This window comes from Sporosarcina sp. ZBG7A, assembly GCF_000813425.1.
GTDB lineage: Bacteria > Bacillota > Bacilli > Bacillales_A > Planococcaceae > Sporosarcina.
This window is the reverse complement of the sequence record NZ_JWIB01000041.1, coordinates 26,315-43,208: the sequence shown is the minus strand read 5'-3', so window position 1 is coordinate 43,208 and position 16,894 is coordinate 26,315. Positions and strand designations below refer to the sequence as shown.

Annotated in this window: 16 protein-coding genes; 2 read left to right on the top strand and 14 right to left on the bottom strand. The window is 41.7% G+C overall.

The features are described from left to right. Positions 1–92: 92 nt before the first annotated feature. Complete coding sequence (locus RL70_RS14250; protein ID WP_039044071.1) at positions 93–971, bottom strand: LysR family transcriptional regulator; 879 nt, start codon at positions 969–971, stop codon at positions 93–95. Positions 972–1,105: 134 nt separating this feature from the next. On the opposite strand from RL70_RS14250, the gene RL70_RS14245 reads away from it, so the two are divergent. Both RL70_RS14245 and RL70_RS14240 read left to right on the top strand, forming a co-directional pair. Then, the gene (locus RL70_RS14245) at positions 1,106–2,296 is read left to right on the top strand and encodes a coenzyme F420-0:L-glutamate ligase (protein ID WP_039044070.1); all 1,191 of its coding nucleotides are present in this window, start codon (positions 1,106–1,108) and stop codon (positions 2,294–2,296) included. Positions 2,297–2,533: 237 nt separating this feature from the next. Then, entirely contained in the window at positions 2,534–2,956 is a 423-nt protein-coding gene (locus RL70_RS14240) for a cytidine deaminase (protein WP_369795240.1), read from the top strand. Positions 2,957–3,293: 337 nt separating this feature from the next. Here RL70_RS14240 and rlmH read toward each other — a convergent pair whose 3' ends face one another. The 13 genes from rlmH to RL70_RS14175 all read right to left on the bottom strand — a co-directional run bounded on the left by rlmH (position 3,294) and on the right by RL70_RS14175 (position 16,887). Continuing rightward, entirely contained in the window at positions 3,294–3,773 is a 480-nt protein-coding gene (rlmH, locus tag RL70_RS14235) for a 23S rRNA (pseudouridine(1915)-N(3))-methyltransferase RlmH (protein WP_039044068.1), read from the bottom strand. 79 nt (positions 3,774–3,852) lie between these two features. Continuing rightward, positions 3,853–4,017, bottom strand: a complete 165-nt coding sequence (locus RL70_RS17620; RefSeq protein ID WP_039044067.1) for a CxxH/CxxC protein — start codon at positions 4,015–4,017, stop codon at positions 3,853–3,855. A 165-nt stretch (positions 4,018–4,182) separates the two neighbouring features. Beyond that, entirely contained in the window at positions 4,183–5,484 is a 1,302-nt protein-coding gene (locus RL70_RS14225) for a S1C family serine protease (RefSeq protein ID WP_231567283.1), read from the bottom strand. A gap of 124 nt (positions 5,485–5,608) precedes the next feature. After that, on the bottom strand, positions 5,609–5,920 hold the full coding sequence (locus RL70_RS17935) for a hypothetical protein (RefSeq protein WP_156137983.1): 312 nt from the start codon (positions 5,918–5,920) through the stop codon (positions 5,609–5,611). Between the two features lie 39 nt (positions 5,921–5,959). Continuing rightward, positions 5,960–6,748, bottom strand: a complete 789-nt coding sequence (locus tag RL70_RS14215) for an MBL fold metallo-hydrolase (protein WP_039044065.1) — start codon at positions 6,746–6,748, stop codon at positions 5,960–5,962. A gap of 12 nt (positions 6,749–6,760) precedes the next feature. Next, positions 6,761–7,579, bottom strand: a complete 819-nt coding sequence (locus RL70_RS14210) for a two-component system regulatory protein YycI (protein WP_039044064.1) — start codon at positions 7,577–7,579, stop codon at positions 6,761–6,763. After that, positions 7,566–8,900 carry a YycH family regulatory protein gene (locus RL70_RS14205; RefSeq protein WP_039044063.1) on the bottom strand — a complete coding sequence of 445 codons (1,335 nt, stop codon included), beginning with the start codon at positions 8,898–8,900 and terminating at the stop codon, positions 7,566–7,568. The genes RL70_RS14210 and RL70_RS14205 overlap by 14 nt, the downstream gene beginning before the upstream one ends. Beyond that, positions 8,897–10,726: a cell wall metabolism sensor histidine kinase WalK gene (gene walK, locus RL70_RS14200; RefSeq protein WP_039044062.1), complete on the bottom strand. Its 1,830-nt coding sequence runs from the start codon at positions 10,724–10,726 to the stop codon at positions 8,897–8,899. The genes RL70_RS14205 and walK overlap by 4 nt, the downstream gene beginning before the upstream one ends. Positions 10,727–10,730: 4 nt before the next feature. Then, a complete protein-coding gene (yycF, locus tag RL70_RS14195) occupies positions 10,731–11,441 on the bottom strand; it encodes a response regulator YycF (RefSeq protein WP_039044061.1) in 711 nt (236 codons plus the stop codon). Between the two features lie 244 nt (positions 11,442–11,685). Continuing rightward, positions 11,686–12,975, bottom strand: coding sequence for an adenylosuccinate synthase (locus RL70_RS14190; RefSeq protein ID WP_039044060.1), 1,290 nt, complete (start codon positions 12,973–12,975; stop codon positions 11,686–11,688). Positions 12,976–13,099: 124 nt separating this feature from the next. Further along, complete coding sequence (gene dnaB, locus RL70_RS14185) at positions 13,100–14,452, bottom strand: replicative DNA helicase (protein WP_037592940.1); 1,353 nt, start codon at positions 14,450–14,452, stop codon at positions 13,100–13,102. 15 nt (positions 14,453–14,467) lie between these two features. Further along, on the bottom strand, positions 14,468–14,914 hold the full coding sequence (gene rplI / locus RL70_RS14180) for a 50S ribosomal protein L9 (protein WP_039044059.1): 447 nt from the start codon (positions 14,912–14,914) through the stop codon (positions 14,468–14,470). Between the two features lie 2 nt (positions 14,915–14,916). Next, on the bottom strand, positions 14,917–16,887 hold the full coding sequence (locus tag RL70_RS14175) for a DHH family phosphoesterase (RefSeq protein ID WP_039044058.1): 1,971 nt from the start codon (positions 16,885–16,887) through the stop codon (positions 14,917–14,919). Positions 16,888–16,894: the final 7 nt, after the last annotated feature.

Here is a 16,894-nt window from a genome sequence, read left to right as displayed (position 1 = left end):
TATCAACACTCTAGGTGATTCTCTTCAAAACCGCACTTACTAATGGTCTGGTTCTCCATACTACATGTTAATGAGTTTTTTCAGCTTCGGTATTATTTTATAAGTTCTATAAATCTCTTTGCAGCACGTGTTAGTGGAACATTCTCTAAATAGCAGAGGCCAATAATTCTCTTTGGAATTTCCTCTACTAGCTGTATCTCGTATAATTCCCCACTCTCTAAATATTTTTTTGAGAACTCCTTGATTACACACGAAATCCCTAAATTTATTTTTGCGAATTCTAAAACCAAATCAAAAGATCCTAATTCAAATACAGGTGAAAATTGAAAACCCTTCTTTTCAAAGAAATGCTCCACAAACAATCGTGAATTCGATTTCTTTTCTAAAAAAATGAGTGGCATTCTCATTAAATACTCAAAACTAACCGGCTGTTCAGTAAGCGTTTTATATTTTTCTCCGCAAACAAAGATATCTTGGATTTCCTTACAGGGAATGACTTGTAGATTTTCCTCATTGATTGGTAAATTACATACACCAATATCTACCTTTCCTGATTTAATTAAGTCACAAATTTCTGTTGTAGTTCCATTTAATATATTTAATTTGATCCCAGGATATCCCTTGTGGAATTTTTCCAAATAAGGTAATAAGAAATAGCGAGAGATGGTGTCTCCAACTCCGATTCGTAATTGTCCAGTCTTTAATGATTTAAATTCTAAAAGTTTGTCTTCTGCAGCGTTTATGATTCCCAATGCTGACTTTATATGCTCATTCAACAGTTCTCCTTCATTTGTTAATACCACTCCTTTTGATGTTCGATGGAAAAGCAGAATATCTAGTTCTTTCTCTAATTTCGATATAGCTTGACTAACAGCTGGTTGTGTCATGTAAAGTTCTTGTGCTGCTTTTGAAAAACTTTTATTAGCGCTAACAACGTTAAATATACGGTATAAATCTAACTTCCCTATCATATAAGCCCTCCTTATATCCGATATAATGAATATTAATTTTACTTATATCACTTTGTAAGGGTATAGTAAACATATAATGTTTATATATATGGACATAATTATAGTAAACATACTCGATTAGAGGAGAGATTAAATTGACAAGAGCCGTTGGAACAGTAGTTCGTGGGCTTCGCAGTCCCATCATCAACCAAGGTGACAATATGGAACAAATCACTGTTGAAACAGTATTAAATGCAGCAAATCTCGAAGGCTTTACGATAGAGGATCGCGATATTGTTACAATTACTGAATCCATTGTCGCTCGGGCGCAGGGAAACTATGCGACAGTTGATCATATAGCAACAGATATACAAACTAAATTCGGCGATGATACAATTGGTGTCATTTTCCCGATTCTTAGTCGTAACCGATTTGCAAACTGCTTGAGAGGGATTGCAAAAGGAGCAAAAAAAATAGTCTTAATGCTAAGCTATCCTTCTGATGAAGTGGGGAATCACCTGGTAGACATCGATGAGCTAGACGCGAAAGGCATCAATCCATGGACGGATGTATTAACTGAAGCCCAGTTCCGTGAACATTTCGGTTATGCCAAACATACTTTCACAGGCGTTGACTACATCGAATACTATAAATCCTTGATTGAAGCTGAAGGTGCAACTTGTGAAGTTATCTTCTCTAATAATCCAAAAACAATTCTGGACTATACAAAGAATGTTTTAACATGTGATATTCACTCACGCGTAAGAACAAAACGTATATTAACAAACAATGGTGCTGAAAAAGTATATGGTCTAGATGATGTTCTTTCAAAATCAATTAACGGCAGCGGCTTTAATGAAGCATATGGCCTACTTGGTTCAAATAAAGCAACAGAAGACAGTGTAAAACTATTTCCGAACAACTGCCAACCAGTCGTTGATGGAATTCAAGCAAAAATTAAAGAATTAACTGGTAAAACTATTGAAGTAATGGTTTATGGCGATGGAGCATTTAAAGATCCTGTGGGTAAGATTTGGGAGCTTGCGGATCCAGTAGTATCACCTGCTTATACAAAAGGACTTGACGGTACTCCAAACGAAGTGAAACTAAAGTACTTGGCAGATAATAACTTCTCTCATCTTCATGGTGAAGAGTTAAATCAAGCTATTACTGAATTCATCCAGAATAAAAAAGAAGACCTAGTAGGTTCAATGGAAGCACAAGGTACTACACCTCGTAAACTAACTGACCTAATTGGATCTTTATCTGATTTAACTTCAGGAAGTGGAGATAAAGGAACTCCAATTGTCTATATTAAGGGTTACTTCGATAACTTTACAAAATAATCTCATCATAAAAGGATGCCTCTTTAGTCGAGGCATCTTTTTCACTTTTTTTGTTACGGAACAACTATCAATCTCATGTTAGTTTAAATCTAGAATGATATCTCTTTCATCTAGACTGTTCATATATTTAATTTGTTCACCTTAAAAGTCAGTTTTTATTGACAATTATCTAATTCATATATAGTATTAATAGTCCTGTCAACAGGATGTTGACGTTTAGGGAACTTTGAAAAGTTCATTCTTAGAAAAAGGGTGGATAATATGAATAAAGAGCTATTAATGGAAAGTGCACGTACGATGAAAGCGAAAGCATACGTACCTTATTCCAAATTCCCAGTTGGAGTAGCATTATTACTAAAAGATGGTACTGTTATTAATGGAGTAAACGTAGAAAATGTTTCACTAGGTGCAACTAATTGTGCTGAGAGAACAGCTATTTTTACCGCAATATCAAATGGTTATAAAAAAGGTGAGTTTCAGGCTATAGCTGTAGCAGGTGATACGGTAGATTTTCTTCCCCCTTGCAGCATTTGTAGACAGGTTTTAGCAGAATTTTGTTCACCTGAAATGCCAGTTTATTTAACTAACGAGAAAAAAGATATATTAGAGTTGACCTTAAAGGAATTGCTACCTTACGCATTTACAGATTTAGAAATGTGAAAATTAAAAATCGTATCGAACTAATTCATTGGTGGTATATTCTAATTTAATTAAAAAAGTCGATTCCCTAGAGATCGGGAATCGGCTTATTTTTGTAGGTTAAAGCCTCATTATCATTGTAAATCTGCATGTTCCTAATCTATCCTTAAAAGAACTCAACTTTTAATCTTGTTATTAAATCCACTTAAACTAACGAGTGCTTTAGTAAAAAAGACGGGAAAAAATCAACCCTTTGATTTATCATAGCCTTCATGTATCCAATCTTCATCTAATTAAAACAGCACCTTCCATACTAAAAATGGAGCGTTGCGGTATCTTTTCTCATAAAAAATCGCCTTTACTTATGGTATGGTTCATTCCTCATAATTCTAAACCCACGATATACCTGCTCCAACAAAATCAGCTTCATTAACTGATGCGGGAACGTCATCTTCGAAAACGAAAGCAGCTCATCTGCTCGCTTATAGACATCTGCATGTAATCCTAGGGATCCGCCAATGACAAAGGTGATTTTGCTTTTACCATAAGTCATGAGTGATTGCAGATTTTCTGCTAACTGTTCAGATGTTTTCTGTTTCCCTTCGATTGCAAGTGCAATGACATGGGCGTCCGGTGAAACTTTTGCCAGAATGCGATCTGCTTCTTTTTTCTTGACGATTTCCATATCAGCCTCGCTTAATTGCTCGGGTGCTTTTTCATCCGCCACTTCGATCAAATCGATTTTGGCATACGCACCGAGTCGCTTTGTATACTCCTCGATGCCCATTTTCAAATACTTCTCTTTCAGTTTTCCCACAGTCACAATTGTAATATTCACAGCCTTGTCCACCTTTTTTGAAAAGTTATACACCGAAGTTATACACATATCCACAGCCATCTCTAGATGTTGTGTCCGATTATGTGTTCGTCACAAGATAGACAGGAAGTGCTTCACAGTAATCACATGTTGTGGATAACTTCTCTCCCTCTGTAATTGGTTCCATGCTCGGAAATGTCTCCTCTTTTGCAACAAATTCGTCAAGTGCCCGGTTTATATGGGTTTCGCAGGTATGAATTTTCATATTATTCACCTCTTTTTCACTTTTATATCTCCACAGAGTTATGCACAAATTTTCAGTTTTATCCACAAACATAGAATTGTTGATAAAAAAAGCAGACACAATAGCTATTTTTCTGCTATCGTGTCTGCTGTGGATAACTAAATGGTTATTTTATGCACATGTGCATTAGAACGAGTTGCCATCTTTCAGAACCATGTCAATTGTGACAGGTTTCCCTTCACGGTAGACTTTCATCGTCATGCTATCGCCGACTTTCTTTTCGTTGTACAAGTGCTTGCGCAACGTCACCATGTCTTCAATCGGCTCTCCGTCCATTTCTACAATTGTATCATATTTTTGGACTCCGGCAGTTTGCGCTGGTGTATTTCGGAAGACTTCTGTAACCACAACACCATTTTTAACGTCTTCGGGTAACTTCAGCACGCTCTGCTGTTGAACAGGGATATTTCTTAAGTCGAGTAGTGATACGCCCATTGTTGGACGATTCACTTCACCTGTCTGTTCAAGTTGTTCAATTACTGGTAAGGCTAAGTTGATAGGGATCGCTAGACCAATTCCTTCTACCGTCTCCTCTGTAATTTTCATGGAATTGATGCCAATCAGCTGGCCCGCCATATTGATAAGAGCCCCCCCTGAGTTTCCTGGGTTGATGGCTGCGTCGGTTTGAAGGACATCCGCTTGCCAGTCCACACTACCGTCCTGGTTAATGTCGATTGGAATGGAACGGTCTTTACCGGATACGACACCCACTGTAACCGAACCAGAGAAGCCAAGACCTAGTGGGTTTCCGATTGCAATAACCGTTTCTCCACGTTTTAACGCATCAGAATCTCCGAATTCCATTGTTGACGTTATATCTTTGTCGTCAATTTCAACAACAGCAAGATCTGTCCAGACGTCACTTCCAATTAACTTACCTGACATCTTTGTTCCATCATCAAGTGTCACTTCTAATTCTTCTGCATCTTCGACAACATGATGATTGGTAACGATATAGGCTTTCCCATTTGCTTTCTTGTACAATACACCTGATCCTGTTCCAATCGCTTGTGGCGTGTCAGATTGAGTCCAGAAATCTTGACCGCGTTGTAAATTTGTAATCCCAACAACCGCGTCGGTCGATTTTTCGACGACTCCTGTTAAATCACTATCGATGTCAACACTCACTTGCTTGGAGCTTCCCGAATCCTTTACTGTGCCCGTAGCATTGTTTTCACTATCATCCGGTCCACCTATGGTAAACATGAGCAACCAGACGAGCAGTCCGCCTATTATGGCTCCAAATAATGCAGGCAAAAATCCACCTCGTCGTTTGGGTGGGTCTGGAGGTGGCGGTGGTGTAGTATTTTGTGTTCTGTACATGGGCTCGCTCTGTGGTGTTTCATAATTTCCCGCATGTGGCGGTTCGTTCAGCGAGTCAGATGACCTCGGTTGTTCCTCTTCCCGATCCCTGTTGTAGTCGTCCATGGCTCTCGTCCTTTCGATTCCATTCTCTCTTTACACTTTACCCCATTCTGATAATTTTAAAAGAAATATGGGAACTTCTATAAAAAAGACGATGGAATGGAGTAAATCGTTCCCATTTAGGAAGTTATAAAGAATGTACAACTCGTGTTTTGTGTCTTTTATTTTGTGGTGACGTGTATTCTAAGAGAGAGTGATCAGGTTCAGCCGCGGAACGAGCGGGTTGAAGGAGAGAACGATCGGGTTCAGCCTCGGAACGGGCGGGTGGTATGAGAAAACGAGCGGGTTCAGCGACGGAACGGGCGGGTGGAATGAGAGAACGAGCGGGTTCAGCGACGGAACGGGCGGGTGGAATGAGAAAACGAGCGGGTTCAGCGACGGAACAGGCGGGTGGAATGAGAGAACGAGCGGGTTTCCTAGCCCAATTAATTTCATCCACCAAAAAAACCGCATCGCCTTTAGCGATACGGTTTTCTCCTCAAACAGTGATTAATTCAGTCGGCTCTTCTGCATCGGTGTCATGCAAATGCACAAACTCTCCTGCTATAATGCCGCACGTTTGTAACGTCTGTTCAACGCTCATGCGGGCAAGGTCTTTCATGTTATTGTCGCGGCTTAAGTGAGACAAATAAATCTGAGTCTCTTTTTGCTCGATGACATCATTCATCGCAATTGCTGCATCTTCGTTCGATACGTGACCGACATCACTCAAAATACGTCGCTTGACACTCCATGGGTAACGCCCCATTTGGAGCATACCAATATCATGATTCGATTCAAACACGAAAGAATCCGCACTCTTAATGATCCCTTTCATGCGATCACTCACGTATCCTGTGTCTGTAATGATCGCAAGTTTACGATCATCTTCATGAAACACGTAGAACATCGGATCCACAGAGTCATGGGAAACTGCAAACGATTCAATCGAGATCGAACCGAAAGAATGAACCGTTTCCATATCGAACTGAAACCGTTGTTCAAGCGAGATGTCACCAACTAACCCATCCATTGCTTGCCATGTCTTCTGGTTCGCGTAAATCGGAACGCCATGCTTTCTCGCTAAAACACCGACACCTTTAATGTGATCGCTATGCTCATGCGTGACGAAAATAGCGTTAACATTTTTCATGGATCGACCAATTTTCGCAAGCTGTGCTTCGATTCGTTTTGCCGTTAAGCCTGCGTCCACGAGATAGGCGCCAGAATCATTTTCTATATAAATTGAATTACCAGTGCTGCCACTGGCAAGTATGCTGAATCGCATCATAAAAACTCCTTATTCGGATTGCTCATTCTCTTCTTCCGGATCCTTATCAAGTTGGAACTCAATTACTTTCCCTTCATTAGCACTGAGGAAGTGATGCTCTTTTTCCCCACTATCTAATTTTACTTGAACATCCCATGTTGGGGCAAACACTTGAGTTTCCGTTAAGCGCACAAGCGTTGAATAGCCCATTTTGACATTCGTCACTTCCGAGTTCTGTTTCAACAATCCTCGTGAAGCGAGAGATCCAATAATTTCTAGTGGCGACAGCAAGTCTTTCTTATTGAAATTCGCAAATTTCTTCAACATGCGCTGCTCATAAGATTGAAGTTTTTCATCATCATCCCATGAGACCTCGAGCATGGCACTCGGACTATAATAAATCGGACGTCCCTGGAATTGTTGGAAAAAGAATGCTTTCTTTTTTTCTTCCGACACCTCCCATAGTACGTATTCCGTTCCGTTCAATACGTATTGGGATAGGAATGATTTGAAATCATCTTTCTTCGCTTCTTCAAGTGTTATTTTATCGGTAAGTGTTGACCGTAGTAGGTTATCACTCATGATGGAAGTTTTTTGACCCTTTAAATCTTTTAGTGATTCTTTGTTAAAGTCAACGACATCTGCAGAAACAAATGACGCTTCTTTGTCTACAAATGGAGGCAACTTGTAGGTGATGTTTTCTTGCTTTAAGACATCTTCCATAGAAGTTTTCCCCGCCACTTCAAGGCTTTCAATATTAGCATTCCGGTTCAAATACAGGAAACACAGCAATACATTCAGTATCGAAAACACAATGATGAAAATTGTTTTGGTTTTACTCCAATCCAAGAAGGCCGCCTCCCTTCCGATTTAGCTCTTCCTTATACACTTCCCAATTCCCTTTGATGTAATAGAACCAGTGGGGTTCGAATTTCAAGACACCAACATCCGTATCATGAATAAGTGAATAGCCAGGCTTTATTTCTTCGATTGCTGAGAAATCGAGATTGTCTGATGCTTCTAGGTGACGGGCTACCTCCGTTGCTGGCGGGAGTGTCACTTCATAACTTTTGATAGGCGAGTTGAGTGTGAAATAAGGTCGACTATAACGGTATACTCGGTTGTCTCCCAGTATTTCCGTTATCTCTGCACCGTCCGGGACGTCACTAAAGACTGGAAGTCCATTGTCATGAAGCTGAAACTTAATGTAACGCGAAACTGGGTTCATGTAAGAATAGCGGTAATCATCCGTCCAGCCGCTATGATCATTTACAAAGTCTATAGTAGCTGTCATCAGTTCAGACGGAATGGCTAATTCCTGACTTTCAAGAGGATAATAGAAGTTCAGAACTTTCGATTTCGTGTTTACCTTCATCAGCGCATGATCATCCCCATACTCTTCTTTATGGGCATCGACCAAATTTCTTCGGACAGCATATGGATCATTAAACAGCGCATCTTTAAACAAGGATGGGTTGATCTCCTCTTCGATGTACGTCGAGTGGATCGCTGTGAGGGGTTCACTTGAAATTGCTAATGTCTTGGTTTCATTCACCTGCACTTCTTCAAATCGAGACAACTTTTTCCCTTTATCAATAATCGACTTTTGGAAACGCTGAGTGTCTTGCATTTTCACTTTCGCTTTATAATGCGTCATGCTGACAGTACTGACAAAGTGAACCTCAGGGAGACTGTCATCTGGATCCCAATTGACAATAAGTTTATTGAACAAAACTTCAGGAACAGCTTTGTCTTCAATTTCCAGCACGTCCTCATAGACAGAAACCGGTACCTCTCCTGGGTAATAGAGGACATACTGATTTCCTTTTGTGAGCAAGTCATTCATCTCATCTTTAGTCAGATCCAGATTTACGGCAGTGAGTCCGAAAACTTTCCAGCGCATCATTTCCTCAAGCACAGGTTTAATTACTGTAGTATCTGTCGTTCCATATAATTCTTCATCATTAAACTTGAACACCCATTTGTAAGGAAGCACAATATCGGATATCGGTTTCTTATTTTGAATGCTTGTAATAGATCCATCGACTGACTGATTTTGATCAATCGAATCGAACTTCGGTGCATACGACCAAATTGAAAATGTAAACGTAATGCTGAGAATGACAAGTAGTAGCAGGACGACTGATTTGATTGTCTCGATATGTCTCACACGTCCCACTCCCCATCATCGTGTTGTTCATAAGGTAATGTGAAGAAGATCGTTGTCCCTTCTCCTTCTACACTATTGGCCCAAATCTTGCCGCCATGAGCACCAATCATTTCTTTCGCAATCGCGAGTCCTAGTCCCGTTCCACCCATTGCACGAGAACGGGCTTTGTCTGAACGGAAGAAACGATCAAATATCCGATTTACGTTAGCCGCAGGTATCCCTAAGCCTTCGTCTGAAATACTTACACGGATTGAGTCATCCAATACCGCCACATTGAAGCGGACAATGCCTCCATCGGGCGAGTACTTCAGTGCATTAGAAATGATGTTATCAATTACTTGCGTTAATTTGTCGGTATCTATTTCTACAAACAGATCGACTGGTGGAACGATTCTCCGGAAGCTCACTTCCTGTGATTTCGAAAACTCGAATCGATCAATAATGGAGTTGAAGAATGTATTAAAATCTACCCACTCTGTATTGAGCTCGTATTCGTTACTGTCCATTCTAGAAAGTTTCAACAAATCATTTACTAAACGAATCATTCGTTCCGTTTCCGTCTGTGTCACGTTCAAGAAAGCAGGTGCAATGTCTTCATTCCTCCATGCCCCTTCAGCAAGAGCTTCTAAGTAGCTACGCATCGTAGTTAGTGGAGTTCTTAGTTCGTGTGAAACGTTTGAAACAAATTCACGACGTTCCATTTCGATTTTTTCTTGCTCAGTGTTATCGTGTAGAACAGTTATGAGTCCATTCACAAAACCAGTCTCACGCTGAGTAACAGAAAATGTTGCGCGCAAAATAGATGGCTCATTTTCAGTACTAAAGTCTAGCGGAATCGATTCACGCATCTCTACCAAATCTTCAAAAGAATACTCTTTTTCAATCCCGAGAATGTTATTAATCGGTCGATTCAACACGAGGTCACTAGTCATTCGAAGCATGCCAAGTGCAGAGTCATTTATGAGATTTACACGACCTTTTCGATCTGTTGAAATAACTCCGTCTGTCATATTTTCAAGGACTGATGCTAACTTTCGCCTTTCCGCTTCAGTCGTGGACTGTGACTCCAACAGCTGATTGGTTAAATGGTTAAATGCAATCGCCAGTTGTCCCATTTCATCATTTCCGTAGACCCGGACTTTTCTTGAATAATTGCCTTTCGCCATCGCTTGCGCTTGTCTGCGCATATCGGAAATAGGTCGAGTAAACGTCTGTGCAATGAAGATTCCGATGATGATGGTAATCGTAAGCGAGACCGCAGCCGCTCCTGCAAGGATTCGATTGATTTCGTCGATCTGCTTAAAGACTTTCTCTATGTTGGACTCTACGTAGAGTGCTCCGATGACTTCACTGCCGTTCATAATCGGATGTGTAAGCTTTTGCACTTTTTTATTTGTTTTTTTATTGTAGTTAATGACACTTTGAGGACTTTCAGAGACTATTGCCCTTTTGACGATATCGTCAGTAGATTTCTGTCCAACGATCGTTTTCTGGTGATCCTGTATAGATGACGCTAAAATACGATATTTTGAATCGATTACTCGTACTTCAATGATATCATCCGAACTAAAACCTGAAAGGACGGTCCGCAAACTCGTTTCGAGTGACGGATCGTCCGAGGATGGTTCTTTCAGCATTTCTTCACGTACGCTAAATTCAACGAGATTAACACGGTCTTTAACCGATGCGGTGAAGTTATATTTCAGCGTTTCTTCTAACTCTTTGGAAAAGTATAGACCGATAATCTGCAAGGCGAGTAGAATGAGCATGACGTAAATCAGCACAAACTTAACATGAATAGAATTGAAGATCCCCACTTTTCTCATTCGGTTACTCCTGTTCCGGATCTCGCAAGTAGTAGCCAACGCCACGACGTGTCACAATCCATGTTGGATGGCTTGGTGTATCTTCGATCTTCTCTCGAAGTCTTCGAATGGTAACGTCCACTGTTCGAACATCGCCGAAGTAATCATAGCCCCAGACCGTTTGCAACAAGTGCTCACGTGTCATCACTTGTCCAATATGATTGGATAAGTAATGCAACAGTTCAAACTCACGATGAGTAAGTTCGATTGTTTCCCCTCGCTTTTGTGCAAGATACGCATCCGGCTGTATGACAAGACTGCCGACTGCAATATCATTAGTAGCTTCTTCTGCGTCCTCAGCTGTAGCTTTCTGATGTCTCCGCAAGTTCGCTTTGACCCGTGCAATCAGCTCTCTTGTTCCAAATGGTTTAGTGACATAATCATCTGCACCGAGCTCCAATCCAAGAACTTTATCGATTTCAGAGTCTTTTGCTGTCAGCATGATAATCGGAAAGTCATACTTTTTACGAACTTCACGACACACTTCCATCCCGTCTTGCTTGGGCAACATGATGTCGAGTAACATGATATCTGGCTGAACCTCTTCCACTTTCGCCAATGCCTCATCTCCATCATAAGCTGTATAGACGTTAAAACCTTCTTTTTTTAAGTTAAACTCCAATATATCCGCAATGGGTTTCTCGTCATCTACAACGAGTATTGTTTTGTTTTGCATGAGTTCTACCCTTTCCGGCCGAGTCGGCACATTTACTTGGTATCCTTTTACTCTACCATTCTTCATGCATTTTCGCACGTTCCAATCGTTTCCCAAACCGCTTAGAAAGAGCCTTTATTCCACGTTGTCAATTTATTTCCCGGGGAATATTTCCCGGTTTTTGTCGAAATTCCTCATAAGTAAAAAACACTCCCTCAACTCCGCCAAATAGGCAGAAACTGAGGAAGCGTTTTACAAGTATAAGTTAAGCACGCCAAACGCTTTTGATAACGTTTGTCTGTGTACGATCCGGTCCTACTGAGAAGATTGAAATCGTTACGTCTGTGAGTTGCGCTATACGCTCTAAATAATGACGCGCGTTATCTGGTAGCTCATCAAGTGTTTTACACTTAGTGATGTCTTCAGTCCAACCTGGTAATTCTTCATAGATCGGTGTACATTCAGCTAGCATCCGCAAGTTTGCAGGATACTCTGTAATTGTTTCACCTTTGTACTCATAAGCCGTACAGATTTTAACTGTATCCAAACCTGTCAATACATCAATTGAGTTTACCGATAGATCTGTCAATCCACTAACACGACGAGCGTGACGAACGACAACACTATCAAACCAACCGATTCGACGTGGACGTCCTGTTGTTGTACCAAATTCTTTACCGACTGTACGGATCTGATCGCCAACTTCGTCAAATAGTTCAGTTGGGAAAGGACCGTCACCGACACGAGACGTATAGGCTTTACATACACCTACGACGTGATCAATCTTAGTCGGGCCGACACCAGAACCAATTGTTACGCCACCCGCGACTGGGTTGGATGAAGTGACAAATGGATACGTTCCTTGGTCGATATCGAGCATAACACCTTGTGCACCTTCAAATAGGACACGACGTGCTTGGTCAAGTGAATCATTTAACACTTTAGATGTATCTGTAACATACTTCGAAAGTTCTTGACCATAACCGTAGTACTCTTCTAAGATGTCTTCAATGTTGAATCCTTCTGTATCGTACATCTTTTCAAACAGACGGTTCTTTTCTTTCAAGTTCATGCGAAGCTTCATCTCAAATACTTCGTGGTCAAGTAAGTCTGCAACACGGATTCCGATTCTTGCAGCCTTGTCCATGTAAGCTGGACCAATACCTTTACCCGTTGTCCCGATCTTGTTTTCCCCGCGGCTCTCTTCTTCCACAAGGTCTTGCTTCAAGTGGTAAGGTAAAATGACATGCGCACGATTAGAAATACGTAAGTTGTCTGTGTTGACGCCTCGGTCTTGAAGGCCTTTTAATTCGCCGACGAGTGCTTTTGGATCGACAACCATGCCGTTCCCAATAACAGACGTCTTCTCTTTATAAAAAATGCCGGATGGCACGAGGTGAAGTTTGTATGTTTCCCCGCCGAAGATAATCGTATGACCCGCGTTATTCCCGCCTTGGTATCGCGCGATTACTTCTGCATTTTCTGAAAGGAAATCTGTAATCTTCCCTTTCCCTTCGTCTCCCCACTGTGTTCCAACAACTACTACTGATGGCATTATAAGCACCTCCGCTGGATGCATAAGCATCCTCATTCAAACAGCTATTATTGTACCAACCATGGTGAACCACGTCAAGAAAAAACACGAACATTAGAGAACTACTATTCTCCTACATTCGTGTTTAAGCACCAAAGGATTCATGTTGTGACCAATCGATATTCAAGAACTTGTTGTATTCCTTTGCAAATGCTAACGTCACCGTTCCTGTTGGGCCGTTACGTTGCTTTGCAATGATAATCTCTATCATATTCTGGTTTTCAGTCTCTTTGTCGTAATAGTCTTCACGATACAAGAACGAAACGATATCCGCATCTTGCTCAATACTTCCAGACTCTCGTAAGTCAGACATCATCGGCCGTTTGTCTTGACGCTGCTCAACACCACGGGACAGCTGTGACAAGGCGATTACTGGCACTTTCAATTCACGGGCAAGAGCTTTCAATGAACGGGAGATTTCCGATACTTCCTGCTGTCGGTTCTCACCAGATCTGCCACTACCCATAATGAGTTGCAAGTAATCGATCATAATCATTCCAAGTCCATGCTCTTGCTGCAGACGTCGACATTTTGACCGGATTTCGTTAATGCGTATACCAGGAGAATCATCAATGAAGATTCCCGCGTTGGACAGGCTACCCATCGCCATCGTCAGCTTACGCCAATCCTCCGCCTCGAGATTCCCTGTCCTTAGCACAGACGCGTCAATATTGCCTTCTGCACATAGCATACGCATGACGAGCTGTTCAGCACCCATCTCGAGACTAAAGATCGCGACGTTTTCATCTGTCTTAGTGGCAACGTTCTGTGCGACGTTCAGGGCAAATGCTGTCTTACCTACAGAAGGTCTTGCCGCCACAATGATCAAGTCATTGGGTTGGAAACCAGCAGTTATCTTATCAAGGTCGGCGAAGCCCGTTGGAACACCTGTAACGTCTCCCCTGCGCGTATGCAAAATTTCTATGTTGTCATACGTATCTACAAGGACGTCCTTGATGTGACGGAAGTCTCCGGCATTTTTGCGGTTCGCAACTTCCATCATCTTCTTTTCAGCTTCCGATAGAAGTGCTTCCACTTCGTCTTCTCGTGTATAGCCATCTTCCATAATTGTCGAGGCCACTGAAATCAGACGTCTCAGTAAAGATTTTTCCTCAACGATGCGAGCATAATGTTCAATGTTCGCTGCAGTTGGCACGGAGTTCGCGACCTCTGTTAAATAAGATAGTCCTCCGACATCTTCTAATTCCTTTTTTGCAGATAGTTCTTCCGTGACAGTGACAACATCGATCGCCTGCCCCTTATCACTTAAGCCAATCATAGTTAGAAAAATCTTATGATGTGCAGTACGGTAGAAATCCTCGGGCATCAAAATCTCAGCCGCTGTAATAAGTGCTTGAGGATCCAAGAAAATTGCACCGATGACGGACTGCTCGGCTTCGTTATTATGAGGGGGAATACGATCTATCATTTGATCCATCAGACTATCTCCTTATCATTCTTCAGTTACGTGGACTTTCAATACCGCGTTGACATCGTGATGCAATTTCACAGGTACATTTGTGTATCCAAGTGCACGAATAGCTTCAGGAAGATCCATCTTACGCTTATCAAGCTTAATACCGTGTTGTTTCTCTAGAGCTGCTGCAATTTGTTTTGAAGTAACTGATCCAAATAACCGACCGTCTTCTCCAGATTTTGCTGTCAACTCAACTGCGAGCTCTTCGATATGAGCTTTTAGCTTCTTCGCATCTTCCAACTCTTCTGCAGCATCTTTTGCCTGGCGATTCTTTTGCCCTTCCAACTTGCTGAGGGCCGCTGGTGTTGCTTCGACAGCCACATTGTTTTTGAGTAAGAAGTTTTGAGCATATCCTACAGATACCTCTTTTACATCACCTTTTTTACCTTTACCTTTTACATCTTGTAGAAAAATAACTTTCATGTTCACTCTCCCCTTTCCTGATCATCCATAATTACTTGTTTCAACTGCTTTTCAGCCTCTTCTACTGTCTCTAAAGTAAGCTGTGTTGCGGCATTCGTCAAATGCCCTCCGCCGCCAAGCTGTTCCATCACTCGTTGGACATTCAGTTCACCGAGTGAACGGGCGCTTATACCGATTTTGCCATCTGACCGCGGTGCGATGACAAATGATGCAGATACTCCTTGCATCGTTAGAAGGATGTCGGCGGTTTGTGCAATCAGTACGGAATTGTATGGCTCACCATTTTCACCTTTCGCAATGGCGACACCACCATCCATGATTTCAACCGTTTCAATTAGCCTCGAACGCTCTACATACGTTTCAATATTCTCTTTCAACAAGCGTTGTACGAGAACGGTATCTGCGCCATTCGTTCGTAAGTATGAGGCTGCTTCAAACGTACGGGAACCTGTCCGTAATGTAAAGCTCTTCGTATCGACCACGATACCTGCGAGCATAGCCGTCGACTCAAGCATCGTCAATTTCTCGTTTTTCGGCTGATACTCAATAAGCTCTGTCACCAGTTCAGCTGTCGATGATGCGTATGGCTCCATGTAAACAAGCATTGTATTTTGTACAAACTCTTCCCCTCGACGATGGTGATCGATGACAACTAGTTTTTCTGCCTTATCAATCACACGTTCATCGATGACCATGCTCGGTTTATGTGTATCCACTATGACCACAAGTGATTTGTCCGTCATTTTAGCTAAAACCTCATCTGGATGGATGAAATGATCATACAAATCAGGGTCTTGTTCAATCTCGTCAATTAGTCGATTAACACTCGCATCCAATTCATCAAAATTCACGACGACATATCCTGGAACATTATTCATCCGTGCCATCTTACGTACACCAATAGCTGCACCAATCGCATCCATATCCGGCGTCTTGTGGCCCATCACAAAGATCTGATCACTACCCTGGATTAAATCACGTAACGCATGAGAGATGACTCGTGCTCGCACTCTCGTCCGCTTCTCAACTGGATTCGTTTTCCCACCGAAGAACTTCAACTTTCCGTCTGAACGTTTAATGGCAACTTGATCGCCCCCGCGTCCGAGCACAAGGTCCAAACTGGATTGCGCCAGCTCACCTAATTCAATCAAGGACGGAGAGCCCGCGCCTACCCCGATACTTAATGTAAGACCATTACTTTGTTTCGCAGTTTTTTCCCGAACATCATCTAAAATCGCAAACTTACTCTTTTCTAATTCATTTAGCATCGATTCATTGAACACCGCGAGGAAGCGATCCGAAGCTACACGCTTCACAAAGATTCCGTTGTCCGCACCCCAGCTATTAATAAGCGAGGTCACAAGAGAGTTCAGCTGACTTCGTGTTTGGTCATCCATCGTCTGTGCGAGTTCGTCATAGTTGTCGACAAGTAATATACCGATAACTGTTCGATCTGCATAATACAGGGATTCGATCTTCTGCCTTTTTGTTACATCAAACAAGTAAATCAGGCGATCCTCTGGCTTATAAGCGAGTCTGAAGGAACGTTCTCCCACCGTCAACGTCAAATCATCAGGTACATCGTCTTTTAAGAAAGAACGAAATTGTTCAGCTAGCTCAAAAAGCTCTTCACCAATTAAGGAATCCTCTTCAAAGATTTGCGCAGCATAAGGATTGGCCCATTCAATGATTTGCTTATCATTGAGTAGAATAATTCCTATTGGTAGTTCAAGTAGCGCTTCTTCTCCTACTTTTTTCATCCGATACGACATCGTCTCAATATGTTTTTCAGTATCCATATACGTTTGTTCTTCAATCTTCCATGATGAGCCAATCAGTGCAAAGAAAATCACTGTATAGATCAGCCCAATCCAAAAGTTAAACATGAACAAAAATACTGCCGCTAGGACGCCGAGGAGTGAGACGGCAGCAAGTGGATAACGAATCGCTCTCCTTCTAAAAAAAGATGTCATTGTCTCA

Excerpts from the sequence above, each read along its gene's own strand:
- dnaB (WP_037592940.1), bottom strand. The coding sequence starts at position 14,452 with ATGGATCAAATGATAGATCGTATTCCCCCTCATAATAACGAAGCCGAG.
- walK (WP_039044062.1), bottom strand. The coding sequence starts at position 10,726 with ATGAGAAAAGTGGGGATCTTCAATTCTATTCATGTTAAGTTTGTGCTG.
- RL70_RS14190 (WP_039044060.1), bottom strand. The coding sequence starts at position 12,975 with ATGCCATCAGTAGTAGTTGTTGGAACACAGTGGGGAGACGAAGGGAAA.
- yycF (WP_039044061.1), bottom strand. The coding sequence starts at position 11,441 with ATGCAAAACAAAACAATACTCGTTGTAGATGACGAGAAACCCATTGCG.
- RL70_RS14215 (WP_039044065.1), bottom strand. The coding sequence starts at position 6,748 with ATGCGATTCAGCATACTTGCCAGTGGCAGCACTGGTAATTCAATTTAT.
- RL70_RS14225 (WP_231567283.1), bottom strand. The coding sequence starts at position 5,484 with ATGGACGACTACAACAGGGATCGGGAAGAGGAACAACCGAGGTCATCT.
- RL70_RS14250 (WP_039044071.1), bottom strand. The coding sequence starts at position 971 with ATGATAGGGAAGTTAGATTTATACCGTATATTTAACGTTGTTAGCGCT.
- RL70_RS14175 (WP_039044058.1), bottom strand. The coding sequence starts at position 16,887 with ATGACATCTTTTTTTAGAAGGAGAGCGATTCGTTATCCACTTGCTGCC.
- rplI (WP_039044059.1), bottom strand. The coding sequence starts at position 14,914 with ATGAAAGTTATTTTTCTACAAGATGTAAAAGGTAAAGGTAAAAAAGGT.
- RL70_RS17620 (WP_039044067.1), bottom strand. The coding sequence starts at position 4,017 with ATGAAAATTCATACCTGCGAAACCCATATAAACCGGGCACTTGACGAA.